General features: G+C 53.7%; 12 protein-coding genes. 5 read left to right on the forward strand and 7 right to left on the reverse strand.

Annotated features, from left to right (window positions below):
• The first annotated feature begins 1 nt into the window (after position 1).
• The 4 genes from L103DPR2_RS10945 to L103DPR2_RS10960 are packed head-to-tail and all read left to right on the forward strand — an operon-like array spanning position 2 to position 16,880.
• Entirely contained in the window at positions 2-1,315 is a 1,314-nt protein-coding gene (locus L103DPR2_RS10945; RefSeq protein WP_231717630.1) for a TolC family protein, read from the forward strand.
• Positions 1,312-3,360 carry an ATP-binding cassette domain-containing protein gene (locus L103DPR2_RS10950; protein ID WP_082466796.1) on the forward strand — a complete coding sequence of 683 codons (2,049 nt, stop codon included), beginning with the start codon at positions 1,312-1,314 and terminating at the stop codon, positions 3,358-3,360. The genes L103DPR2_RS10945 and L103DPR2_RS10950 overlap by 4 nt, the downstream gene beginning before the upstream one ends.
• Positions 3,357-4,601: an HlyD family efflux transporter periplasmic adaptor subunit gene (locus tag L103DPR2_RS10955; RefSeq protein WP_055361117.1), complete on the forward strand. Its 1,245-nt coding sequence runs from the start codon at positions 3,357-3,359 to the stop codon at positions 4,599-4,601. The genes L103DPR2_RS10950 and L103DPR2_RS10955 overlap by 4 nt, the downstream gene beginning before the upstream one ends.
• 6 nt (positions 4,602-4,607) lie before the next feature.
• Complete coding sequence (locus L103DPR2_RS10960) at positions 4,608-16,880, forward strand: Ig-like domain-containing protein (protein ID WP_055361118.1); 12,273 nt, start codon at positions 4,608-4,610, stop codon at positions 16,878-16,880.
• 33 nt (positions 16,881-16,913) lie between these two features.
• Here the strand turns inward: L103DPR2_RS10960 and L103DPR2_RS10965 are convergent, their stop codons facing one another.
• The gene (locus L103DPR2_RS10965; RefSeq protein WP_055361119.1) at positions 16,914-19,568 is read right to left on the reverse strand and encodes a zinc-dependent metalloprotease; all 2,655 of its coding nucleotides are present in this window, start codon (positions 19,566-19,568) and stop codon (positions 16,914-16,916) included.
• Positions 19,569-19,741: 173 nt separating this feature from the next.
• On the opposite strand from L103DPR2_RS10965, the gene L103DPR2_RS10970 reads away from it, so the two are divergent.
• Positions 19,742-20,641, forward strand: coding sequence for a diacylglycerol/lipid kinase family protein (locus tag L103DPR2_RS10970; RefSeq protein WP_197274870.1), 900 nt, complete (start codon positions 19,742-19,744; stop codon positions 20,639-20,641).
• A 17-nt stretch (positions 20,642-20,658) separates the two neighbouring features.
• Here the strand turns inward: L103DPR2_RS10970 and L103DPR2_RS10975 are convergent, their stop codons facing one another.
• The 6 genes from L103DPR2_RS10975 to L103DPR2_RS11000 all read right to left on the reverse strand — a co-directional run bounded on the left by L103DPR2_RS10975 (position 20,659) and on the right by L103DPR2_RS11000 (position 26,100).
• On the reverse strand, positions 20,659-21,069 hold the full coding sequence (locus L103DPR2_RS10975) for a hypothetical protein (protein ID WP_146179235.1): 411 nt from the start codon (positions 21,067-21,069) through the stop codon (positions 20,659-20,661).
• A 47-nt stretch (positions 21,070-21,116) separates the two neighbouring features.
• The gene (locus L103DPR2_RS10980) at positions 21,117-21,590 is read right to left on the reverse strand and encodes a TlpA family protein disulfide reductase (RefSeq protein ID WP_082466797.1); all 474 of its coding nucleotides are present in this window, start codon (positions 21,588-21,590) and stop codon (positions 21,117-21,119) included.
• A gap of 67 nt (positions 21,591-21,657) precedes the next feature.
• Entirely contained in the window at positions 21,658-22,566 is a 909-nt protein-coding gene (locus tag L103DPR2_RS10985; protein WP_082466798.1) for an FAD:protein FMN transferase, read from the reverse strand.
• On the reverse strand, positions 22,566-23,765 hold the full coding sequence (locus tag L103DPR2_RS10990) for a DUF3570 domain-containing protein (RefSeq protein WP_231717631.1): 1,200 nt from the start codon (positions 23,763-23,765) through the stop codon (positions 22,566-22,568). The genes L103DPR2_RS10985 and L103DPR2_RS10990 overlap by 1 nt, the downstream gene beginning before the upstream one ends.
• On the reverse strand, positions 23,752-23,970 hold the full coding sequence (locus L103DPR2_RS10995) for a DUF4266 domain-containing protein (protein ID WP_055361124.1): 219 nt from the start codon (positions 23,968-23,970) through the stop codon (positions 23,752-23,754). The genes L103DPR2_RS10990 and L103DPR2_RS10995 overlap by 14 nt, the downstream gene beginning before the upstream one ends.
• A gap of 120 nt (positions 23,971-24,090) precedes the next feature.
• Positions 24,091-26,100: a reprolysin-like metallopeptidase gene (locus L103DPR2_RS11000; protein ID WP_082466799.1), complete on the reverse strand. Its 2,010-nt coding sequence runs from the start codon at positions 26,098-26,100 to the stop codon at positions 24,091-24,093.
• Between the last annotated feature and the right edge of the window lie 24 nt (positions 26,101-26,124).

Below are 26,124 nucleotides of genomic sequence, written 5' to 3' on the forward strand. Positions count from 1 at the left end.
TGTGTTGATAAGCGCACAGCCGCTTTATTCCAACGCAAAAGATCCTGAATTTGGCTTGGTTGCACAGCCGTCTGTTTTTTCTACCGTATCCCCCCTGCTACCCCTTCTTTTGCAGAAGGTCACAGCCGAACATCCCCAGGTCCAAAGTCAAATCCAGAACTTGCAAGCTGCAGGCATGGATTTGAAGGTCACGCAGCAAGCGTATTGGCCTACCCCCTCCATCTCCATGGAACGCGTGCAAACGCAATCACCCGATCCTGCCTACACAGGCTCACCCCAGGTTCTCAGCTTCAGACTCCAACAGCCCCTCTGGACAGGCGGCCGACTGACGGCGCAATCTGACAAAGCGATCGCCACACAAGCCATCGAACATGCACGCCTGATTGAAATCCAACAGGGCTTGGCTTTGAAAACGCTTCAAGCCTGGATGGAGGTGGTCATGGCGCAGCGCCAGCAACAAGTCTTGGAAAAAAGTGAAACGGTTCAAACGCAACTGCTTCTGAAAATCACGCGCCGCGCTGAACAAGGCCTGTCGCCCCTGAACGAAGTCAACTATGCCAACTTGCGCTTGGTGCAAGTTCGTCAAGATCGGTTCAATGCCTTGCAGCAAGAAAACCAAGCTTGGATTCGTTTGTCGCAATGGGTGCCAGAGGCCAAAAGCCTGGATCTCAAACTGATCCATCCCAACATTCAAATGCTAACGCTGGATGGACTTGCATTGAAGCAAGCTTTGCCGCACTGGGAAACCATCAGCCTAGACAACTCGCCATTGATCCGTCGACTTGAACACGTTGCTCAACTGCAATTGGCCGAGGTGGCCGAAAAACGCGCAGCCTTGCAGCCTGAAGTTTATGTTCGCGCAGAACACCAACGTGGCAACTACACCTACGCCAACACGCCCAACACCAATCGGGTGTTTGTAGGTTTCAGTGCCAGCACCGGTGCTGGCTTTGGTTTGTCATACCAGCTGGCGGCCTTGCAAAACAAACACGATGGCGCCCTGCAAGAAATTGTGGCTGCTCGCAGAAGTGTGTTGGAAGCCGTTCAAAGCGATTTTTTGAATGCCAATGCAAGGCAAAGCAAGGCGGAGATGCTGCTTCTCAATCTAGAGTCTTCCCAAGAAATTCAAGCTGCTTGGGAGCGTCAATTTATCAATGGCAAGAAAACTTGGATCGATGTGATGAATGCTGCCCGAGAAACTTCGCAGGCTGAATTGGCCGTCATCGAAAACGAGATGGCTTGGCTGCAAAGCATTGGACGATTGCACATTCAAGCACATGGCACCCCTTTGGCGTATGCGGGGTCTGCACCATGAATTCAATGCAAGCTGCACTGCAACGCTTGGCGCAACTGCAACGCCAAAGTTTGGACAAGCATGCGTTGCTCGCATCCATCGACAAGGCGCAGGCTCACTCAGCGAAAAAAACTTTGCAACTTTTAAAGTCGCAGCTGAATTGGAAATCTGTGCAATGGCTCAACAACGCCAGCATCGATCCCTCTCAACTGCCCTGCCTCGCCGTCGACCATAAAGGCACTTGGCGTGTTGTTAAAAGCTACAACAGCCAATCGCAATGGGTGTTGGAGTCGGCAGATGGCGAGTCCACGCAACACCACTTAAGTTCTTTGGCTTTGGTCAAGGTCGATTTCAGAATGCCCTTTGAGCGATCGAACAGTCCTGTTTGGCGCTTGATCAAACTGGAAATTCAAAAGCATCAAAGTACCTTGATCGATGCCAGTCTGAACGGCGTCATGTTGAATTTTGTAGCGCTGGGCATTTCCTTTTACAGCATGCAAATCTACGACCGCGTGGTGCCCACAGGTGCCAGTGCCACTTTGTGGGTTTTGAGTTTGGGCGTGTTGGGTGCCATTGCGTTTGAATGGTTGGCGCGGCGCTTGCGCTCTGATTTGAACGAAAAAATCATTGAAGCTGTCGATCAGCGTTTGGGGCGTGACGTGTTCATGCGACTGCTACAAGTTCGCATGGACAAATTGCCCACCAGCGTGGGCAGCCTGGCTGGCCAAATCAAGGCCTATGAAAGTGTGCGCGCATTTTTAACGGGGTCGGCCACGCAAATGTTGATCGATGCCCCTTTTGCCTTGGTATTCACCTTCGCTTTGTGGGCCATGGCGGGCTGGCTGGCCTTGATTCCTGCGGTGTTTTTGTTGTTGTCCTTGATGGTCGGTTTGCAAGGTCTGCGGGAAATTGAAAAACGCAGTCACCAGGTGGCGTTGGCCAACATGCGAAAAACAGGCCTGCTGGTAGAGGCCATTGAAGGCGCAGAAACCTTGAAGTCTGGCCAAGGGGGTTGGCGCCAACTCAGTTTGTGGCAGAACATTTCGGACACCGCGCGCGGCGAAGAGTTGCGCTTGCGAAGAATCAGCGAATCTGCCCTACACCATCTGCAAGCGCTGCAGCAAATTGCCTATGTGGTGTTGGTGGCATCGGGCGCACTGATGATTTCCAGAGGTGAGCTCAGCATGGGCAGCCTCATTGCCTGCTCCATTTTGTCCAACCGCATCCTGCAGCCAATTGCAGCCTTGCCTTCTCAACTCATTCAATGGGGGCATTGTCAATCGGCACTTCAAGGCCTCGATCAAATCTGGCAACTGCCTGACGACCATCATGGTCAAACACCTGTGGTTTTGGATGCGGTGCAAGGCAATTACACCCTCAAAGAAGTGATGTACGGGTACGGGTACGGGCAGCAGGCGGCCTTTAAAGTGAACACACTGCACATCCGCAACGGTGAAAAAATTGGTGTCTTAGGACCGATCGGTGCTGGCAAAACCACATTGTTGCGATTGCTCAGTGGCATGTACAAACCGCAAGTGGGTGGCATCACCCTCGATGGCGTCGATTTGGCGTTCATTGCCAAACCTTTGCTGGCAGAACAACTGGGCTATCTGCAGCAAGAAGGTCGCTTGTTTGAGGGCACGCTGCGCGACAACTTGCTGGTGGGCATGACCGATCCAGGTGACGACATTTTGAATGGCGTGGCACAGCAAACAGGACTTCAGCATGCTGTATTGGCCCACCACCCCATGGGCTTTGACTTGCCCATCCAAGAAGGTGGCCATGGCTTGTCGGGTGGACAGCGCCAGCTGGTTAATTTGACGCGCGTGTTTTTAAGGCGACCCCGCATTTGGCTAATGGACGAACCCACAGCTGCGATGGACCGTCAACTGGCCGATCACGTGACGCAAGCCATTCAACAAGCCCTTCGACCGCAAGACACCTTGGTGTTGGTCACGCACAAGCCAGAAATGCTGACGCTGGTCGATCGCTTGGTCGTCATCGCCAAACACGAGGTTTTGCTGGATGGCCCTAAAGAGCAAGTGCTCAGACAACTTCAAGCATGAACATACCAACCTCCAAGTCTGGCCGCCCCTTCTTTGAGGAGTGGCTCACGCGATGTCAACAACAACTCACAGGCACGCGGTTGCTACTTTTGGGTTTGCTAAGCTTTTTAGGCTGGGCCAGCTTGTCGCACATGGACCAAACTGTGCGAAGCAATGGCCAAGTGATTGCCGCATCGCGCAATCAAATCATCCAAGCAGCTGATGGTGGGGTGTTAACCAAATTGCTGGTGACCGAAGGCCAACAGGTGCATGCTGGCCAAGCGCTTGCAATGTTAGAGACCACGCGCACTGAAGCCAGTTACCAAGAAGTCAAATCCAAGCTGAGTGCTTTGCACGCTGCATTGGCCAGGGCTAACGCAGAGTCCTCAGGTCAGGCTCTGGCTTTTCACAAAAATGATGCTGTGAACACCGCCTTTCAATCAGGCCAAGCGCAGGTCTATCTGCAAAGAAAACAGGGCCACCTAGATGAATTGAAACTTCTACGCGCTGGCTTAGAACTTTCTGAGGATGAGTTGCGCATGAGCCAATCGCTTTTGAAAACTGGCGATGTCAGTCAACTGGAGATGATGCGCGCGCAACGTCAGGTGCATGAAACGCAAGGCCGCATCGCAGGCGTTCAAAACAAATATCTGCAAGACGCCAAGCAAGATGTGATTCGCTTGCAGGAAGAAATATCCACCAACCAATTCAAGCTGAACGAACGCCAAAGTTTGTTGGACCACAGCGTACTCACAACACCGGTGGATGGCGTTGTCAAATTCATGCGGATCAACACAGTGGGGGGCGTTTTGCGCGCAGGCGATGAGTTGATGCACATTTCACCCAGCACGGGTGGCTACATTGTCGAAGCCAAAATCAACCCGAGCGACATTGGTGAACTTCGCATCGGTCAGCCCGTGAGTTTGAAGTTGGATGCATTCGATTACAGCGTGTATGGCATGCTGAACGGCACCCTCAGCTACATCAGTTCAGACACCTTCACCGACAGCACCGCCTCGGGTGCCACACAAGTCTTTTACCGTATTCAGGTGCAAATCGATCCCAACACGCCTTCTGAGTCGGCTCAAACACTTGGCAATGCTTCACTTTATTCAAACCAAGCCGCTCATCGCTTGCGGCTAAGTGATCTCAAGCCTGGCATGACGGCCACACTCGATATACGAACTCGCTCCAGGTCGGTCCTTCAGTACCTTGCCAAACCTGTCCAAAAAGCTTTCTCCGGCGCACTTCACGAGCGGTAAATCAGCATGATCAACGACGTTCAACTTCAAGCCACCACACCCGATGGTCGCGTTCAAACCATTCAACTGGCCAAGTTGAACACAACACCTGATGCACCCTCTACGGTCATCAAGCCTCTGCTTGTGAAAACACAACCCGGCTATGAATACAAACTGATCGACAAAGAAGCAGGCGGTCACCTCAAAGGGCAAAAGCTGCTGCGCTCGCAAAAAAACCTTCAAGTGTTAGTAGAAGATCAAGTGGCAGTGGAGTTGCAAGATTATTTTGTGGCCAGCAGCGTCCCTGTACCCAATGCACCGGTTTACAAACTGCAAAACCAAGCCTGCGAAGAAGTTCAGGTCACCGCGCATTTGCCCAAGGAAACACTGGACGTCCCTGAAAGTTTAGTTTGGACCGAGCGCGACGATGCGCTCGATTGCAAGGTGGCTTTGCTCAATCCTGGTACTGTGATGGCGCTGTTGCCAGCCGCACCTGTTGCAGCAAGCATTGGTTTGGCGGATATTTCTGGCGCTGTACTGGGCGTGATTGCCTTGAGTGGTGGCGGCAAAGACACGCCTGTCACACCCACTCCAACTCCAACGCCACCACCACCTGCACCCCCGCCAGTGATCCCTCCAACCACCATCACGTCGATGGCGCTGACCAGCGCCACGGGTGAGATGAACCATCGCTTGAACGCTGATGACACGCTCACAGCCATTGTCACATTCAGCGGGGTTGTCAACTTAGACACACGCAGTGGCAGTCCTTCGCTTCAATTGATCGTTGGCACTCAAAGTGTCGAAGCGCACTATGAATCGGGATCGGGCACCAACGCGCTGGTCTTTGTTACCACCATCGTGAATGGTCAAACCGACCTGGACGGTGTGGCCATTGCAAGCAACGCTCTTCAGTTGAATGGTGCAAGTCTTCAAGACACCTTAGGCAGAGCCACCCTCAACACGGCCAGTGCCATTCTGAGCAACCCTTTGCACTTGGTGGACACCACGGCCCCTATCTCCAAACTTGAGGCTGGCTCGCTCACGCTGACACAAACACAGTCAGGCACCCTCCAAGTTCAAAGCAATGAACTGGGTAAAGCCTATGTGGTGCCTAGCACCAGCATCATTCTCAACTTGGGTGATTTGGAAAATCTCAGCCCGCTTGTTTCCAAAAGTGTGGCCATTGACATCGTCCAAAGCAACACCCCCATTTCTCTGAGTGGCCTGCCTGCAGCTGTGTACCATCTCTACGCCGTTGACTTGGCGGGCAATGTCTCGGTGCGCAGTGCTGAATCCTTTGAAGTCACAGCAGACCCAACACCCACGCCGCCGCCGCCCACGCCACCGACACCCACGCCACCAACACCAGATCCAGCACCTCCGCCACCTCCTCCAATTCCTCCGCCACCAACACCGCCGTCTGCGCCACCGCCACCGCCTTCAGATACCACGCCGCCCAATCTCACAGGCATTGTTCTAAGCAGCGCCACAGGTGCTGTGAACCGCATCTTGAATGCCGGCGACACACTCAGCGCCACCGTCAGCTTTGACGATGCGGTCACACTGAATGCGGCGGGTGGCTCACCGACCCTCGCTTTGCAAATTGGCAGCAGCGTAGTACAGGCCTCCTATGTGTCGGGCACAGGCACCAACACTTGGACTTTCACTGCCGCCATCGTGGCAGGCCTCAACGACACCGACGGCGTGTCATTGCCACTCAACGCCTTGACCCTCAACGGTGCCATCTTGTCCGATGCCGCCGGCAATGCTTGTGTGATCACCAGTGCGGTGGTTCTCTCCAACCCGCTGTTTTTGGTGGACACCACCGTTCCCACGGTGGTGATCACTTCCGACACGAGCGTATTGAAAGCGGGTGACACGGCCAACATCACGTTCACATTGTCAGAAGAAACTGGCAGCAGTTTTGCATGGGATGGCAGCACCGGCGATGTCGCTGTGACCGGCGGCACGTTGAGCGCACTCACAGGCACGGGTTTCACGCGCACGGCCGTGTTCACACCCGACGCCAATTTGGCCAGCGGCAGTGCCAGCATCACCGTCACGGCACAAAGTTATGAGGACGCAGCGGGCAATTTGGGGGCTGCGGGCGCATCGCCTTCGTTCAGCCTGGACACCGTGGCGCCTAGCTTGACAAATGTGTTGCTGACCAGCGCCATTGGCGCCATTCTCAGCCCCAGTGATGCCACTGTGTCCCTGCTCAATGCGGGTGACACGCTACTTGCAACAATGACCTTCAGCGAAGTGATTGTGTTGAACATCACCGCGGGCTCACCCACCCTCGAATTGACCTTGGGAAGCAGCACTGTGCAGGCCACGTATGTCTCGGGCTCAGGCACCAACGCATTGGTGTTCAGTACGGCCATTGTCAATGGCCAAACCGACAACGATGGTGTGGCCATTGCACTGAATGCCCTTCACTTGAACGGCGCCAGCTTGAAAGATGCTTCAGGCAATGCAGCGACCATCACATCTTCTGCGGTGGCCAGCAATCCGGCCTATTTGGTGGACACGACCGCGCCAAGCGTCAACATCACATCGGAGGTAAGCGCACTCAAAGCTGGCGAAACTGCCAGCATCACCTTCACATTTTCAGAAGCACCTCTTGCCAGTTTTGCATGGGATGGCAGCGCAGGCGACTTGTCAGTCACGGGTGGTTCTTTGAGTGCCATCAGCGGTACAGGACTGACGCGCACAGCGGTGTTCACCCCCACAGCCAATTTGGCTTCTGGCAATGCCAGCATCACCGTCACCGCCAACAGTTACCAAGATGCTGCGGGCAACAACGGTAGCACCGGCGTCTCATCAAACCTCAACCTTGATACCCTTACACCCAGCATTGCAAGTCTTGCCCTCAGCAGTGCCACTGGCGCTGTGGCCAGCCCGCAGGATGCCACCGTCAAACTGCTCAATGCCGCTGACACCCTCAGCGCCACCGTCAGCTTCAATGAAGCGGTCACGCTCAACACCACCGCAGGATCGCCCACGCTGGCCTTGGAGATTGGCAGCAGCACGGTGCAAGCCACTTATGTGTCGGGCTCAGGCACAAGCGAATTGGTGTTCATCACCACCATTGCCAGCGGCCAAACAGACACCGATGGTGTGGCCATTTCCATCAACGCGCTCAGCTTGAACGGCGCCACCTTGAAAGACAGTGCGGGGAACACCAGCGTCATCACGTCAATCGCTGAAGCCAACAACCCTTTGTATATGGTCGACACCACAGCACCCAGCGTCAGCATCACCTCGGATTTGGCCACTTTGAAATCGGGTGAAACTGCCGCCATCACTTTTACATTCAGCGAAGATCCCGGCAGCAGTTTTGTCTGGGCTTCCAACACGGGCGATGTCGTCTTAAGTGGCGGCACTTTAAGCAACATCAGCGGTACCGGCTTAACGCGCACAGCCACGTTCACCCCCAACGCCAATGTGGTGTCAGGCACGGCCAACATATCTGTCAATTCAGGTACTTACACAGATGCCGCAGGCAACACAGGCAGCGCTGGTACCACACCTTCACTTACCTATTCAACGTCCACACCCACCGTCAGCCAGGTGGGCCTGAGCAGCGCCACGGGGGCTGTGAGCAACTTGCTCAATGCGGCCGACGTGATTTACGCCAAGGTGGTTTTCAGCGAAGCCATTGTGCTCAATGCCACAGGGGGCTCACCCACTTTGAGTCTGATGATCGGCAGCAGCGTCGTTCAGGCGGACTATGCGTCTGGCAGCGGCACCTTCGACTTTGTGTTCAGCTACAGCATCCTGGCAGGGCAAGAGGATGCCAATGGCATCTCGATTCCCTCGGCGGCCATCACCCTCAACGGCAGCACTTTGAAAAGCGTGCCCGGCAACAGCGTGACCTTGGGCAATGTCAGCGTAGCCGACAACATTTTGTACCCGGTCGACACCACAGCCCCCAGCGTGCTCATCACCTCCTCGGCCTCCAGTTTGAAAACAGGTGAAACCAGCCTCATTTGCTTCACGTTCACAGAAGATCCAGGCACCAGTTTTTCTTTGGCAGATGTCACCGTGACCGGCGGCACCCTCAGCGCACTCACAGGCTTTGGCAATGTGCGCCGCAGCACCTTCACGCCAACCGCCAACTTGGCCAGTGGTTCGGCCAGCATCACGGTGGCCGACTTAAGCTACACCGACGTGGCGGGCAATCTGGGCACAGCGGGCACCACGCCCAGCATCAGCATGGACACCTTGGCACCAACGATCAGCAGCGTGGCTTTGAGCGGTTCAACGGGCGGCTTGAACAACACCTTGAACACAGGCGACACCTTGAATGTCACGGCCACCTTCAACGATGTGATCACAATCAACACCGATGGCGGATCGCCTACTTTGGCCTTGCTTGTAGGCGCTAGCACCGTGCAAGCCACCTATGTGTCGGGTTCAGGCACCAACGCCTTGGTCTTCACCACCGCCATCGTCAGTGGACAAACCGATACCGATGGCGTTGCCCTGCCCGCCAATGCACTCACATTGAACGGCGCCACCCTCAAAGATGCCAATGGCAACACCAGCAGCATCACGTCTGCCGCCGTCAGCAGCAACGCCAACTATTTGGTGGACACCACGGCACCCAGCGTGGTCATCGCCTCTGACAAATCAAGTTTGAATTCAACGGACACAGCCTCCGTCACCTTCACATTTTCTGAAGACCCAGGAACCAGCTTTGCATGGGATGGCACGACAGGTGATGTGGTCATAGCTGGCGGCAGCTTAGGTGCCATCAGCGGCACAGGCCTGACGCGCACAGCGGTGTTCACACCTGCTGCCAACCAAGGCAATGGCACGGCCAGCATCACCGTGGCGGGCAACAGCTACCAAGATGCTGCAGGCAACAATGGCGCAGCAGGCACCACACACACGCTCAATTTGGACACCCTGGCACCCACCCTCTCAAGCTTAGCTTTAAGCAGTTCCACAGACGGCGTGGCCAGTGCGTCAGACGCCTCCGTCAACAATTTGAACGCTGGCGATACGCTCAGTGCCACCGTCACCTTCAATGATGTGATCACCGTCAATGCGACTGGTGGCACGCCCACCTTGGCTCTCAATGTGGGCGGCACAGCGGTTCAAGCCACTTACGTATCCGGTTCTGGCAGCAATGCCTTGGTCTTCACGGCCACAGTGGCCAACGGACAAAACGACACCAATGGTGTGGCCCTTAACGCAGATGCACTCAGCCTGAATGGCGGCACTTTGAAGGATGCCTCTGGTAACAACAGCAGCATCACGTCCTTGGCTGTGGCCGACAACGGCAAGTATTTGGTTGACACCACCCGTCCAACGGCCACTGTCACCAGCAGCACCGGCGCATTGATTTCTGGCCAAACCGCTACCATCACATTCACCTTCAGTGAAGACCCGGGCACTAGCTTTGTTTGGAACGGCACCAGCGGTAACTTGGTCGTCACAGGCGGTACCTTGGGTGCGCTCAGCACCACGGGCAATCCGCTGACGCGCACCGCACTTTTAACGCCCACGTCTGGTGTGAGTGCAGGCACCGCGAATGTGGCTATTTCACTCAACAGCTACACCGACGCCGCTGGCAACATCGGTCAAGAAGCCTCGGCAGGCGTCACCGACAAATCGGCTGACATCAGTGTCAACACAAGCACCACCACCGTTGCCAGTGTGGCCTTGCTCAGTGCCACGGGCATTCAAAACAGCTTACTCAACCAAGGCGACGTGGTGTCGGTGGCGGTCAATTTCACGGAAGCTGTTTTCTTGAATGCCAATGCTGGTACGCCCAGCGTTGACCTCACCATTGGCAACACCGTGGTCAGCGCGCAATATGTGTCGGGCGCTGGCACCGCGCAACTGGTTTTCATCTACACCATTCTGAACGGCCAAACCGATGTCAATGGCATTGCCATCAATGCCAACAGCTTCAGCTTAAACGGCAAAGCAGTCACCGATACAGCAGGCAACACGCCCACGCTCAGCTTTGCAGCCGCGGCCGACAACGCTAACTATTTGGTTGACACCACTGCGCCAACCGTGGTCAGCATCAGCAGCAGTCGCAGCACCTTCTTGAGTGGCGAAACAGCGCTCATCACTTTCATATTCAGCGAAGACCCTGGCAGCACTTTCACATGGAACGGCAGCGCGGGCGATGTGACGCTGGTCAATGGCACCTTGTCGGCCATCAGCGGTACAGGCCTCACCCGCACCGCCACGTTTTTGCCCACGCAAGGTTTGACGGGCGGCAGTGCCAGCATCACTGTCAACAACGATCTGTTCACCGATAGCGCAGGCAATTTAGGCGTGGGCAACACGCTAGGCAGTTTGGTGGTCAACACCTCACCTGCCACTTTGATGGATGTACAAATTACCAGCGCAGTGGGTGTGCAAAACAATGCCCTCAATGCAGGCGATGTGGTGACTGTCACCGCCCACTTTTCTGAAGCCCAAACACTCAACGCCACCGCGGGCTCGCCCACTGTGGCTTTGCAAATTGGCGGCAGTACGGTCAATGCCACTTACGCCTCAGGCGCAGGTACTGCCGACTTGTTGTTCACCTACACCATCCTTGCAGGACAAACCGATGCCGATGGCATCGCTTTGGGTGCCAACGCCTTGTCATTGAATGGCAGTACCTTAAAGGATCCGCGCACCAACACCACCACACTCAGCGTGCCAGCAACAGCTGACAACAGCAACTTCACCGTTGATACCACGGCGCCATTTTTAAGCATTACCTCCAATGTGGGTCAAGTGAAAATGGGTGAAACTGCCAACATCACCTTCACCTTCAGCGAAGATCCGGGCAACACGTTTGTGTGGAATGGCACCACGGGCGATGTAACCCTTAGCAATGGCACTTTAAGCGCCATCTCTGGCACTGGCGCCACCCGCACGGCAGTCTTCACACCAACCGCTGGCGTCAACTCAGGTACCGCGAGTATTTCTGTCAGCGCAGGTGCTTACCAAGATACTGCTGGCAACAACGGCAGCGCAGGCGGCACACCCAGCCTCACCCTGGACACTCTGGCACCCACCATTTCTGCAATTGCACTCAGCGGTTCAACCGGTATTCTCAACACTTATTTGAATGAAGGTGATACCGCCAACGTCACTGTGACCTTCAACGAAGTGGTCAATTTGAGTCTGGCGGGCGGCTCGCCCACAGTGGCCTTGTTGGTGGGCAGCAGCACGGTGCAGGCCACCTATGTATCAGGCGCTGGCAGCAACACCTTGGTGTTCACCACCACCATTGCCGTAGGTCAAAACGATGCCGATGGCATTGCCATTGCACTGAATGCTTTGAGCTTGAATGGCGCCGTACTGACAGATGCCGCCGGCAACACATCGACACCCGCCTCGGCTGCCGTAAGTAGCAACAGCGCTTACATGGTCGACACGCTTACGCCTTCAGTGTCTGTGGCATTCAATGTAGCTTCCCTTAAAGCCGGCGAAACCGCAACCTTGACAGTGACTGTCAACGATAAAACAGGTAACAGCTTTTCTTGGGATGGCTCCTCTGGCGACTTAACCGTCACCGGCGGAACACTCGGCTCACTCAGCCCATTTGTATTGAGTGGTGCCAACTATGTCAGCACAGCCACCTTCACACCTACGGCGGGAAGTACTATGCTCGGTGTTGTATCAACCGCTTCTGCTGCCTATACAGACTTGGCAGGAAATTCGGGCCAAGTGGGCGCTAGTGCAAGTGTGGCCATAGACACCAATGTGCCATCCCTGACAAGCATGAACATCACTGGTGCCAGCGGCAGTCTGAGCAACACCTTGAATGCTGGCGATGTCTTACAAATCACCGCTGTGTTCAGCGAAGCCGTCATTGTGAATGCCACAGGCGGGAATCCCAAGGTGGTTTTGAATGTGGGCGGAAGTAGCAGCTCAGCCACTTATATATCGGGTTCAGGCACCACCGACTTGCTGTTCAATTACACCGTGTCATCCGGCGAAAACGACACCAATGGCGTGAGTTATGCCGACAACGCACTGCTGCTCAATGGCGGCACGATCAAAGACAGTGCTGGCAACAACGCGCTCATCACTTCAACGTCGCGCATTGACAACCCTCTCTACAAAGTGGACACCACTGCCCCATCGGTCAGTATCACCATGAGTGATGTTTTGTTGTCTAACACCGATACCAGCTTGGTCACATTTACATTTTCAGAAGATCCGGGCAATTCATTCACATGGAATGGCACCTCGGGTGACGTGACCTTGGCGTCTGGCACCTTGACTGCCATCAGCGGTACGGGACTGACGCGCACTGCAACGTTCAGACCCTCTGCAAATACCATTGCTTCTAATGCCAGCATTACCGTCTTGGCAAACAGTTATGTTGATGCTGCCGGCAACAACGGTACAGCAGGTACAGGACCCCTTTACAGCATTGACAGCACCACCCCCACACCCAATTCATTGAGTATCACCAGCCCCGGTGTCCTCAATAGTCGTTTGAACGAGGGTGATGTGGTCACGCTAACTGTTTTCATGAATAAAAGCACCATGGTGTTGGACATCACCAATGGCGCCCCCACGTTGGCACTGACCATTGGTAGCACAGTGGTACAAGCCAGCTATGCGTCTTACACCAACTCAACCCTGCAATTCAGCTACACCATTTTGGCTGGCCAAAACGACACGGATGGCGTGATGTTCAACGCCAACGGCTTGAGTTTCAACGGTTCAGTTTTCAAAGATGAGTATGGTAACAATGCAAGCAACGTATATAGCGCTTGGACAGTAGGCAGCTATCGAGTCGACACCACGCTTCCAACGGTTAGCATAACTTCCAACATCAGCGCTATTCTGGTGGGTCAAACGGCCACCATCAGCTTCACATTCAGTGAAGACATTGGCACCAGTTTTTCGCTGGGCGATGTGGCAATCACCAATGGCACGCTCAGCAATTTAGCCGGCACCGGGCTCACACGCACAGCCACCTTCACACCGACTGCCAACTTGTCCAGCGGCACAGCCAGTATCACTGTGACAGCAAACAGCTATCAAGATTTGGCCGGCAACAATGGCCTTGCGGGCTTAACACCTTTGATCAACATTGACATGATTGCGCCGACGGTGGTGATCTCGAGCAGCAAAACAACTTTGAAATCAGGTGACACGGCCACCATCACTTTTACGTTCAGTGAAGATCCCAATACCAGTTTTGCTTGGAATGGCACATCAGGTGATGTGACTGTGACAGGCGGCACCTTGAGCGCAATCAGTGGCACTGGGCTCACACGAACTGCTGTTTACACACCCACCGCCAATAGCAGCGGCAATCCCACCTTCAATGTGGCAGCCGGCAGCTATCAGGATGCCTTGGGTAATTTTGGTACAGCTGGAATCACGCCTTATATGTTGTTTGACACGGTGGCACCCACCGTTGCAGGTCGAGCCAATTCTGGCAGCCTCATTGCTGGACAAACCACTCGAGTTTATTTCACTTTCAGTGAAGACCCAGGGACCAGCTTCACGTGGGATGGCAGCGTTGGAGATTTGACTTTCACTGGCGCGGGCAACTTGGTCATCAGCAGCGTGCCAGGTCAACAAGTGGGCGTAGAAAGGGGCTTTGATTTCACACCCCCTGCCAACACCAATTCAGGCACCACCACGATCAGTGTGAAGAATGCCAGCTATCAAGATGCAGCGGGCAATTTGGGGTCTGCCAGCGGTACCGTCACGGTCCGTTACGACACAGCCGTGCCCACGGTGGCCATCACGTCCAATTTAACAACGGTCGGCATGGGCCAAACGGCCAACATCACGTTCACGTTCAGCGAAGATCCTGGCAGCACCTTTGCTTGGGATGGCACTACCGGCGATGTGGTGGTGACGCAAGGCACGCTGAGTGCTATTTCTGGCACAGGCCTCACGCGGACGGCCGTGTTCACACCCTTTGCGGATACACCATTGGTTGCCGCCAGCATCACAGTCGCTGCAGGCAACTACACGGACACAGCAGGCAATGCTGGCCTTGCTGGCACGACCCCCACCCTCAATGTCAACACTTTCAAAAATGCCATCTACTTGGACGACATTGCCAACAACATTGGGGGTTACGCCATTGAAGCCCCGAATACCGGTTCGTACTTTGGCTTTGCGGTCAGTTTGGCAGGCGACTTTAACGGTGATGGGTATGGCGATGTGGTGATGGGCGCACCACTCAACACCTTCACCGACACGGCCTTGCGCACTCAAGGCGGTGGCGCCGTGTTGTACGAAGGCGGCCTGAACACCAGCCTGGTGCCCAAAGGTTACAGCGGCACAGGACAGGTCAATGGCCACTACTACACCTACAGCGTCAACAAAGGTTGGTTGGGCTTCTCAGTGGCAGGTTTAGGCGACATGAACAACGACGGTCTGGCCGATCTGTTGATTGGCATGCCGCAAGATGCCGCCAGCAGCAATCCTGGCGGCGCTTTCTTGGTCTATGGAAAGGCAAACTCAACGACAGGCAGTTTGGCGGAATATCAAAAAGATATTTCAGCGTTGAGCACCACGCCTGATGCGCTCAGCATCACCAGTACGTTTGACACGGCAGGCTTTTCAGTCAGCAGTGCGGGCGATGTCAACGGAGACGGCTGGATCGACATGATCATCAGCGCGCACTTTCAAACAGTGAGTGGCCTTGTGGGTAACACTGGCAAGAGCTATGTGGTTTATGGCAGCGCGGCCTTGTCGGCATTGCAAACCATCTCACTGGGCAATGTGGGTGGTACGGTGCCAGGCTTTGTGATTTCGGGTTGGCAAGCCGGCGAAGAAAGTGGCACCTCAGTCAGCAGCGCGGGCGACTTCAATGGCGACGGCAAAGCCGACTTGCTGGTGAGTGCCTATTTCAACGACACCGCAGGTAGCCAAGCCGGTGCCACTTATGTCATCTTGGGCAAAACAGGCAACACCGCCGTCGACTTGGCCAATATCAAAAACAACACTGGCGGCTTTGTGATTTTGGGAGAAAACGGCCAAGACATGAGCGGCGTGTCGGTGAGCAGTGGCGGCGACATCAACGGCGATGGCTTGGGTGACATTTTGATTGGCGCCGTCATTGGGGGCAGTGGCAATGCCAATGTCGACAGCGGCAAGACCTATGTCGTCTTTGGCCGAACCACGGCAAATGCCACCATCGATTTAGGTCAAATTGTTGCAGGGAATGGCGGCTTCGCCATTCTGTCTACCACGGCCGTGGAGCAAAGTGGCCACAGTGTCAGCAGCGCGGGCGATATCAACGGCGATGGTCTGGCCGACATCATTTTGGGCGCACCTTTCAGCCCAGTGGGCACAGGTGCCAGCACCGGCCGCAGCTTTGTGGTTTACGGCAAGGCGAGTAACACCAACGTCAGTCTGAATGATGTGGTCAACAACATTGGCGGTTTTGCCATCATTGGCCAAGGCGCTCAAGATTTGAGCGGCTATTCCGTTGGCGCTGCGGGTGATTTGAATGGCGACGGCTTGGCCGATTTGATTGTGGGTGCACCGGGATATGACGCCGCACATGGCAGTGTTCAAACGGGTCGCTCATATGTCATCTTTGGCAGCAAAACAGGCGCCTTTGCGGCAGGCACAGCGGTGGACAACACTGGCACCAGTGCCAACGACTCACTCACCTCAACAGGTGCGCAAACATTGGCAGGCGGCAGCAATTCTGCTGGCACGGGCAATGACACCTTCACCTCCAGTGGCGCTGACGTGTTGCTGGGCGGCATGGGCAAAGATACGTTCATCTTGAACCAAAGCACCATCACTGCCCTTCAAAGTAATTTTGGTGCAGGTGGCAACACCACACAATTGGCCAAGATCGATGGCGGTGCTGGCATTGACACCCTTCGCCTAGGCGGCACAACGACCCTGAACTTGAATCTTTCTTTGTTCAGCAACACCTCTGTGGGCAATATCGAAGGCAGCAGCCGCATCAACAGCATCGAGCGCATTGACATGAGCACCAACACCGGCGCCAATGAATTGACCATTCGCGTGGCCGATGTGCTCGACATGGCCGGCAGCAACTGGGCCAATTTGACGGCATTGAACAGCCAGGGTGCGGGGGGTTGGGAAACCTCTGCCGGCTCGACCGGCATCAATGCCAATGTGATGAACTACCACCAAGTGGCCGTGACGGGTGGCACCAACGACAAAGTGAGCACCACCGGCTGGACCTTGGACACTACGGGCAATGTGCGTGACAGCTCATCTGGCATTTACTACAGCGTTTACACCGCCAGCAACGGCGCACCGGCCATGCTGCTGGTGCAAACAGACATTCAGCGCAGCAGCATTTTGTAAGAACTGCTGCTGAATGGCTTTGCTCTGAGAAGGTCAAGGTGCGGCGCGCTGCATCGAGGCCTTTAAGGTGGCATTCAATGAATCCAGTGCATCTGCATAATGCGCGCGCGTTGTTTTGGAAATGCCTGGTTTAGCGATGGCCTTCTCCAACAAGCTGACCAATTGGCGCGCGTTCTCTCGCATGATGCTGCGGGCATCTGCTGGCCAGGGTCCGGCTGGTTTGACCAAGACATCCGTCATACGGCGCAGCTGCTCGCGTTGCAAGTTACGACGAATGAGGCTGGTCTCTTGGCCAGTTTTGGCTTCAGACCAAATGGCGTCCTGCAAGGTGTCATAGACGTCGGCCAAGCCTAAAGTTTCCTTAGGGTCGTTGACCTTCATACCGACCTCTGCCAAACGATTGGCGACTGAGGGAGAGTACACATGGTCTAGGATGCCTTTTTGGACGTTAGCGACCAAAGAGGCGACCGAAGTTTGCAAGTTACTTGGATTATCGATGCGCTCTAATCTGTCTGTTGCAAGCCGTGCAATGAATTCAGGTTTGAATTTAAAACTTTCAACACCCAAAAAATCTTTGGTAATCAAGTTCAAAGCCTCTCGCTGCTTAGCGGCTGCTACAGGTTCAAACATCGGCTTCGAAGTGCCAGCTCTTACACGTCTAGTATGAACACCGCCAATGTATTTTGCAGCGAGGGGGGCCACATTCGCCACTTGTGCAAACCCACTTCGGAAGCTTCGCGTAAGGCGTTCGTAACTGTCGCCGGTAGCCAAATTCATATTTTGCAAACGATCCCACAACTCTCTAGATAGTTTCATGCGCAGTTTGTAATAGGCGAGTGGATCAGACCCTAGGTCAAAACGATTAACCATGGGATCAATTCCAATCACATTACCGTAACCGGCGTCTTCGTCAGTATCAAACTGTAATTCAGGTTGAGTTGACTTTGCCAAAATCTGCGCAAGCCCTTCAGACTCTTGTCCAGGCGGAAATTGTCTGTACCCAAATTCGACAGCCCAATAGTCATAAACACCTAAAGTAGACATGACATATTCGCCCTGCTTTTCACCTTTGGGCGCAATGTTGAATGGCGAATAGTCCATGACAGATGCAGCAATGCCATGGATTTTTGTATGCTCCGCGTCGTGAACTTTTTTCAGGTCATTCAATGTAGAAGCCCTGAAGTTATGGCGTAACCCGATGGTGTGGCCGACCTCATGCATGATGGTTCTCTTCAAATATGCTTTTGCCAAAGCTTCAGCCTCTGGACCATCCAAGTCAACACCTCTGGCCTCCAACAAATCTAAAGCGTAATTGAGCTCTTGCGCAGAAGTCTCAGCCTCCTCACACATTTCACCATCCTGCCCACGAGGTCTGGCCAAATCATCAACGACCCACCGTCGTGCACTGCGCGTAAAACCATCTGACATGCCAATGTCAGCATCTAAGATTTCACCGGTTCGCGGATCTGCTTGCGAAGGTCCTATTGCAAAGCCTACATCTGCACCCGTAAACCACCGAATGGATGCATGACGTGCATCCATGTTATTGAAGTCGTCATTGTCTTGCTGTTGTTTTACAACCAACGCATTTTTAAAACCTGCTTTTTCGAAAGCCTTGTTCCATTCAAGAACACCTTCTGTCACAGTTGCTCGATATTTCAAAGGTATGTTTTTATCAAGCCAATAAACAATAGGTTCTTTAGGCTCAGAAACAACCGCAGAAGGATCCTTCTTTTCCAATCGCCAACGTTTCAAGTAATGCGTTTTCGATTTAATTTTGGCATCTGAAGTTAAGTCAGAACGAGCAACAGTAAAGAAGCCGACTCGCTCATCTGCCAATCTTGTAGCCATGGGATCAGGCAATGGCATCATGCTGTAATAGAAAGATACAAACATGCTGCGAGGGTCTGGCGTGGCAGTGGGCGGAGGCGGCGATGGCACAGGCGAAGGCATCATCGGTGGCGCCGATAACTTAGGCACTGCAAAATGGGCTCTTACTTCCAAACCTGTTAGTAATGGCGTGTTCTTGGTAGAACTGAACGAGGTGTTTCGAGTATCAAGACTGAATGGCATGCGAAACGCGTATTCCAAGCCCGTTTGATAACCAGGAATGTCCGAGAACAACAGCGCGTTAGCCTCAATCAAAATAGATTTGGTTTCAGGATTCGGTGCTGACACGACAGCCGCGCTGCTCATCAAACTGTCAGAGAAAGACTCAGACACAAACTGCGCTTGCGGTGTGCCCTCTTTGGCAAAAAACTGTGTGTTCTTGGCAATCAACTGAACCTGATTGCCCACCTTTTGAAACTCCACCAACTTGGAGCCGCCCATTTGGCTGCCATACAAACCACGCTCGCCAATGGAGCGTGGCACGTTGTAGGAAAAGAAGAAAGGCTTGCCTAATTGAGAAGGTAAGATTTCAATCCAAACCTTGTCGTCCTTTTGGTGCAATGTGAAAAAACCAGGCGTGGACTTAGCGTCTTTCAAAATGTCTTTCATAGGCCTTAGAGCACCGGGAGCGGCTGGCGGTGTGGCAGACGCGGCAGTGGGTGCCGACGCGTTGGCTGGCGGTGTTGCAGGCGCAGCAGGCGATTGCGCTTGCACTGAAGACCAGGCCCATAAACTCAAACAAGCTGCCGACAACAGTGAATATTTAAAACGGTTTAATTGACATGCAATGCGAGCCATGAGAAGTCCAAGTTCAAAATTTGAATGATTTGCGCATTCTAAAGAGACCTTGACTGGGGTTAATACCAAGCCCTGATGGGCTTAGGGTTAAGTTGCATCAGTGGTGACCTCATCGTGAAAAAAAAGGGTTTGCACGTCTCATGCATTGGCTCACAAACTTGCACAATCCAGGCATGTCGACACTCATCATGATCAACCCTCATGCGGCAGGCGGGCGGGCCCGGCGGCTGTTGCTGCCTTTGGATGTTTGGCTCACTGCGCTTGGACTTGCGCAGAAGCCCGACATCGTGATGCCCGAAAGTTTGCACGAGGCGCACCATGCGATTGCCAAGCGCCCCCAAGGGTCAATGATTGTGGTGGTGGGTGGTGATGGCACCCTGAACCAAATGCTGCCCATCCTGATCAGCGGCAAGCACGTGATTGGCTTGGTGCCTTATGGCAGTGGCAATGACTGCGCGCGTGCATGGGGTTTGCACAAGTTGTCTTGGCAGGACGCACTGTCCTTTGCATTGAGTGGTCCAGCGAGTGCCATCGATGTGGGGCGCATTCAATTGAACCATCGCGATCCGCATTATTTCCACTCCAGCTTGGCGGTGGGATTTGATGCGTCTGTGGGCAATCGCGCTTTGGCGGGCCCTAAGTTTTTAAGAGGTCTGCCAAGGTATTTGTTGGCCACATTGCGCGAACTATTGCATTTAAAAAACTGGCCTTTGAAGGTTCAAGCTGATGGTCATGTGGTGCATGAAGGCAATTGCTTGCTGGCGTCTGCTTTGAACACCCCTACCTATGGCGGCGGCATGCCGGCTGTGCCGCATGCCATGGTGAACGATGGCCAGCTGAACTTGTTGGTAGGTGGCAGCTTTAACCGTTGGCAAACGCTGTTGATGTTGCCGCGTTTGTTAATTGGCAAGCACTTGGGCCATGCGCGCATTCAATGCGTGGCCTTTACTGAGGCCACCCTCACATGCCCTGCGCCTGTGCCCGTGGCAGCAGATGGCGAGACCCTGGGCTTTGCAACACACATTCAAATTACGTTGCTGCCCGGTGCATTACAAGTCGTCAAGAAGACTTAATTGGGGTCAGATCAACATTAATTGGCACCCAACTTCACATTGCCCGTAAACAAACTGAACCCAGCCCCCAGCACCACCTTCTCCAAAATGTTCTCAGAAGGCGTGCCCAACCCACCGCAAGCTTTTGAGACATGGGACGCATCCAAATGGTCCAGCGCATCCAGGCCCATGTTCACACCCAACAGGGGCAACAAATAGCTGCCCCCACTCAGCAACAACAAGGTGGGCGTTGCAATGGACCGTGTTAGTTTGATGTCGTCGTGCAAAGGCGCCAACTCAAATGAGCGCTGGCATGCGGCGTCTTTGTATTGCGGGCCATGGGGGCTAATGCTCTCCGCCATGTTGCGCGTTTGGCTGGCACAGCCAGTCAAATTCACAGACAGAAAAACCGTTACCAACAAACCAATCAAGCTGACAAATCGGCGCATGACGCAAGCTCTCCAGAATTTGCTTGGCATCATAACTGGACAGGTTATCAGAGCCCCATCAAAGCCAAAATCTTAGCCTCCAACTGCCCGGTCTCTTCCGTCCTGAACCCTGAGTGCACAAACAACACCTTCCCCTCCGGACTCACCAGCATGGAAGTTGGCATGGTCTTAATGGCCAAGGTCTTGGCCGACAAACCCTGTGGGTCATAAGCCACCGTAAACTGCGCTGGCGTGTGCACCAAAAACTTATCGGCATCGGCGCGTTTGGCATCCACATTGACGGCCACCACCTTCAAACCTTTGGGGCCTAACTTGGCATGCAAGGCATTCATCCAAGGAAAGGATTGCCTGCAAGGACCGCACCAAGAGGCCCAATAGTCAATGTACACAAACTGCCCTGGCGCAGATTGCACTTCTGCCAAACCCAGAGCAGGCAAACTCTTTCCAGGTTCAATGGCGAAGGCGCGACCGGCCTGCAAAGTCAGACCCAGCAACAGAGTAGCAATCAATTTGAATTTCATATGAAGCAGTTTAATGGTGCAAGGCATAGGGTCACGACATTTTTTAAACGCATCCCCTCTAAGCCGCCTACTGACGCATGTGTACTTTGCCAGCGTGATCTATCGCAAAGAAGTCAAACCCAGTAGCCTGCAAAAATGCCAGACCTTCTTCTTCTTTCAGCATGGTCATGGTGCTGGTACATCCCGCCACCACGGCCGCAGGCGCCGTCACACTCACACTACGCCAATACTTGACAGGCTGCCCTGTGAAAGGATTAAGCACATGACAGTAGCGCTCGCCGTTCAATTCAAAATAGCGTTCATAGTCACCACTGGTGGCTAAACCACCCTGCATGATAGGCAAAGTGGCCACCACTTGATTGGCATGCCTTGGGTCTTGAATGCCAATCATCCAGGGCTCACCCGTTGGTTTAGGCCCTAGAAATCGCATATCGCCTGCCAAGTTCACATACCCACTGACCACGCCCTGTGCTTGCAGCACTTGTGCAGCTCTATCGGCAGCATACTCTTTGCCAAAGCCGCCCAAGTCAATTTCCATTCCAGCAGAAGGCAAGGCAATGCTTTGATCTTTCAGCACCACTTTATGCCACCCTACTTTGGCCCGCAAAGCATCTAACGTATCAGTAGAAGGTATTGCGGGCACTTGAAAATTCCAAGCTTGCCGAAACACACCCGACGTGATGTCAAACAAGCCCTGACTTTGTTCGTGCAATTTAGATGCATATTGCAACAAAGCCCAAGTTTCATCGTCGCATACCACGGGCCTCAGACCAGCTTGCTGATTGATGTTGGCAATCAATGATTCGGTCGTATAGCGTGAGTATTTTCTTTCTATGCGCAGCACTTCATCGATGGCCATCTGCGCCAAGCGTTGGGCATCATACACACTGCTGGCCGCCAACACGACCTCACAAGCACTGCCCATGGCCCTGAAGGGGCACCTGTGAACAGACCAACTTGAAACTGTGCGCGTCATCAAAATGTATGTGTGATGCCCACTTGAATACTGCGCGCATAAAACGGCGCTAACCCCTGACTACCCGAGCCCGTGAACTTCCAGACAGCCTTTTGTCCGTATTGCTCTACCTTCACATCGACTGCGGTGTCTAAACTCAATTGACGCGTCAATTTAAGGCCCATGGTGATGGCACCAAAGGCACTGAGTCGCTGGTCTTCAGAAAAATGGACAGCATTGGGCAATGGACTTGGTGGAAAAGGTGCAATGCGCGGGTCAACTTCCACATAAAAGCGGGCCGCATTTTGCGAATACAAACGCAACTGAGGCGCAACGCGCCAATCACTGCCAAAGCGTTGCACCCATTCAGCATCTAAGGTGTGTGATCGGATGCCCCACGTGTCTGTGTAGTAACGATAGGCCAAGCGAGATGTGCCGCGCCATTCTGAAACATGGTGGTTCCATCGGGCCTGAAACGTTTGGTGTTGACGCTCTCTGGGGCGCTCGTCGTAGATTTTGTAGGGATCTGAAAAGTAGCCACGGCCGCTGTAGTGGCCCAGGTTAACTTGCACGATGTCGTCCATGCTGAGCACTTGCGTCACACCCAGCAAAAGGTCTGCACCCTTCTTTTGTTCGTGGGCGACAATGTAGTTGGCAGGTTGAATTGCATCTCGGTTTAAACCCAGACCCGCAGTCCAAGTGGTATTTTTATCTTCTGACACTTGGGTGGCCAACACAGACACAGCCCGCGAGACGTAGTCATTTTCGCCTGAGTGGCTCATCCCCACTGTGAAGGTGCCGTTCGGCAAGTAACGTGTGAGCGAAGTGTCAACTGCACGCCGAAAATCTTTCATGCCAGACAAAGCTTGCGTGTGATACGCAGGCGATGCACCTGAAATGCTGTCGGTGATGAGTGTGCCCGATGCGGACCATTCGGCGTTGAGTGGCACCATCAGGTTGGTGGCACTGGCTTTGACGCGAATGCGATCGTCGAAGGCCGAGGCACCTGATTTGCTGTAACCCGAGTTGCTACCACCTGCGCTGGCCTCACTGGCAATTTGTTGACGTTCTTGGTAGTTGAGGTATTTGAAAGTGAGACTGCCTTTTTCTGGGGCCGTTTCGGCATGGGCCACACCCATCACGCAGGGCAAGGCCATGGCGGCGCTCAACAATGCAGCGCCCAGTTCTGTGCTTTGTACAGGGGTTTTAGTTGCAGCCACAGCCACCTCCGCTTACGCCCGACCCGCCTGCCGATGCTTCTTTGCTGCTGTAAATGTGCTCTTTGTAACCGCGCTCTAGGGGGTCGTCATCAAAGGTCATTTCTGGCAATGCCAAATTACCCTTTTGCCATGCCGCCACAGGCTGAATGTGCGAGCACGCTTGCAAGACCAACAGGGCCATTAACGCCAAGACTTTGGCACACATGCAGCTTGTCCTTGTTAAATTTAATTGGGGTCAGAGTAACATTAATTTTAGGGAATTCAAGGGGGCTTAGCTGGGGCTAGTTTCATTTCTTTGCGAAACTCTTTGGCACTCTTTAGGTTGCTAACTGAACTCAATACCTGTTTGGGCTAGGCCCATCAAACCGATTTTGTTCATGTTCAAAGAGAAGTCTCCAGCCAATACCACCAGGTCGCCGGGCTTGGTGCCGTCCGCCAGCATTTTTAAATAAGGCGCTTTCTCGGTTGCTGATGCGATGCTACCCACCACGTTGCGCCACAAGGTGGAGACAATGGCGTCAGGTGTCATGGCACCTACAGCATTCAGGGCCGTTAAACCTAGGTCGGCATAACTCATGCCGTTGTCGACGTAACGCAATCCTGTTCCAACAATGCCAGGGGTCTTGACGGCATCGCTACCGAGCACTGCCCCAATCACTTTGACAACAATGCCTGCATTGCCATCCAAATCAATGGCCACAGACTTGTCTGAAAACTTCAAGCGCTCAACAGAAGTCAATACATCGATGCCATCAGCATTGGCGCGTTTGTCTTTCACACTGAAAGTGCTTGAAGTGTTTTCAAAGGTGTAACTGGCATAGGCACCGCCAAATAGCGCAGTGTCAATTCCGCTACCGCCTTGCAACTGATCATCGCCCTGCCCGCCCACCAAAGTGTCATCGCCGGCCCAGCCTTCCAACCAGTCATTTCCCATGCCCCCTGACATTTGGTTGCCCAGTTCGTTGCCGTACAACTTGTCAGCAAATGAGCTGCCCGTCAGGTTTTCAATGGCTGATCCGAAATTCACGGTCACTTGTCCCGCCGCTGTGATGTTGGTGGCTTTGTTATTGCCGACATAACCCCAATAACCCGGTGTCAAATAGAGTGTTGAGCCTTGGTTCAAATTCGACGCGTCGAGGGTGTCCACGCCCGCACCATCCCAAATGAAGTTGGGCTCTGTCGCAGATACTTTGTAAGTGTCATTGCCAGTGCGCGAGGTTTTGCTGGGTCCGTAGATGTACTGCAATGCCGCAATGTCAAGTGGACTGAAGCTGAGGTAATACTGCGCCGGAGCGTCGTTGTAGCTCATCACTGTCCAAGCTGTGGACTCCTCTGTACCCGTCAGATAAGGCGGATCCGACACGCTGCTACTGCCCGCCTGCGCGTGTGAAAAAGGATGCTCTAAACCCAGACCATGACCAATTTCATGAATCAGAGTTAGGGCGCCGTAAGTGCGGTCAGCGAAGGCGGCATTGAGCGATGAGTTATCGAAGTACAGATCGCTGCCAATCATGTAGTCGCTCGGGAAATTGCCTGAACCTGCGGAGGAGGGTTGATCATTGTTCGCGAACACAAAAGTGTTGAGAACGCCAGGGTTGTTGGTCTTCTGAAAATGCACATCAATCACAGAAGACACAATACTTAAAGCTGCTTCGGCCCTGGCCATTTGCGTGCTGGTAAATGGCTTGAAGCCAAGACCATGGCTGTAGTTGGTGTCGTAGGTGGGCAACGATGTTGGGAAGGTGTAGAAATAGGTGTGTGCGCTACCAAGCAAGCTTTCAAATGCATTGCCAGCAGCTTCGTCTGGCAACAACGCATCTACCCAATAAGGCAAAGATTGCGCACCATCTGTGTAGATGACTTTTTCGATACTGCTTGGAATTTTGACGAAACTGGTGGCCACATAGGCCGTGTCAGTGCCTGAAACGTCTTCGATCACATCGTGAATGTCGGACACGTAATAGGTGTCGTCACCAGGGCCGCCATTCAAGTAATCGGCACCCGGACCACCGCTCAAAATGTCATTGCCACCACGGCCGTAGAGTTGATCGTTGCCTTCATCGCCGTAAAGAACATCGCCAGCGGAGCCCCCCACAAGAAAGTCGTTGCCGTTGCCTCCGTGTATGGTTTTGATACCAGCCACAGGATAGTAGGTGTAGGAACCGCCTACGCCGTCATAGCCGTTGACTTCATCGTCGCCATCACCCGCCTCAACATAGTCTTCACCATCCTCAGTCAAAATAAAGTCATCACCTGCCAAACCGTACAGAGAATCATTTCCCGACGTCCCTCTTAGAGGGTTGTCATTGCCATTGGTTCCGTATTTGATCGGCATGGAAATTCTTAATTGGGGTCAGAT

Origin of the sequence: Limnohabitans sp. 103DPR2 (assembly GCF_001412575.1) — a bacterium.
In the GTDB taxonomy this organism is placed as follows: Bacteria; Pseudomonadota; Gammaproteobacteria; order Burkholderiales; family Burkholderiaceae_C; genus Limnohabitans_A.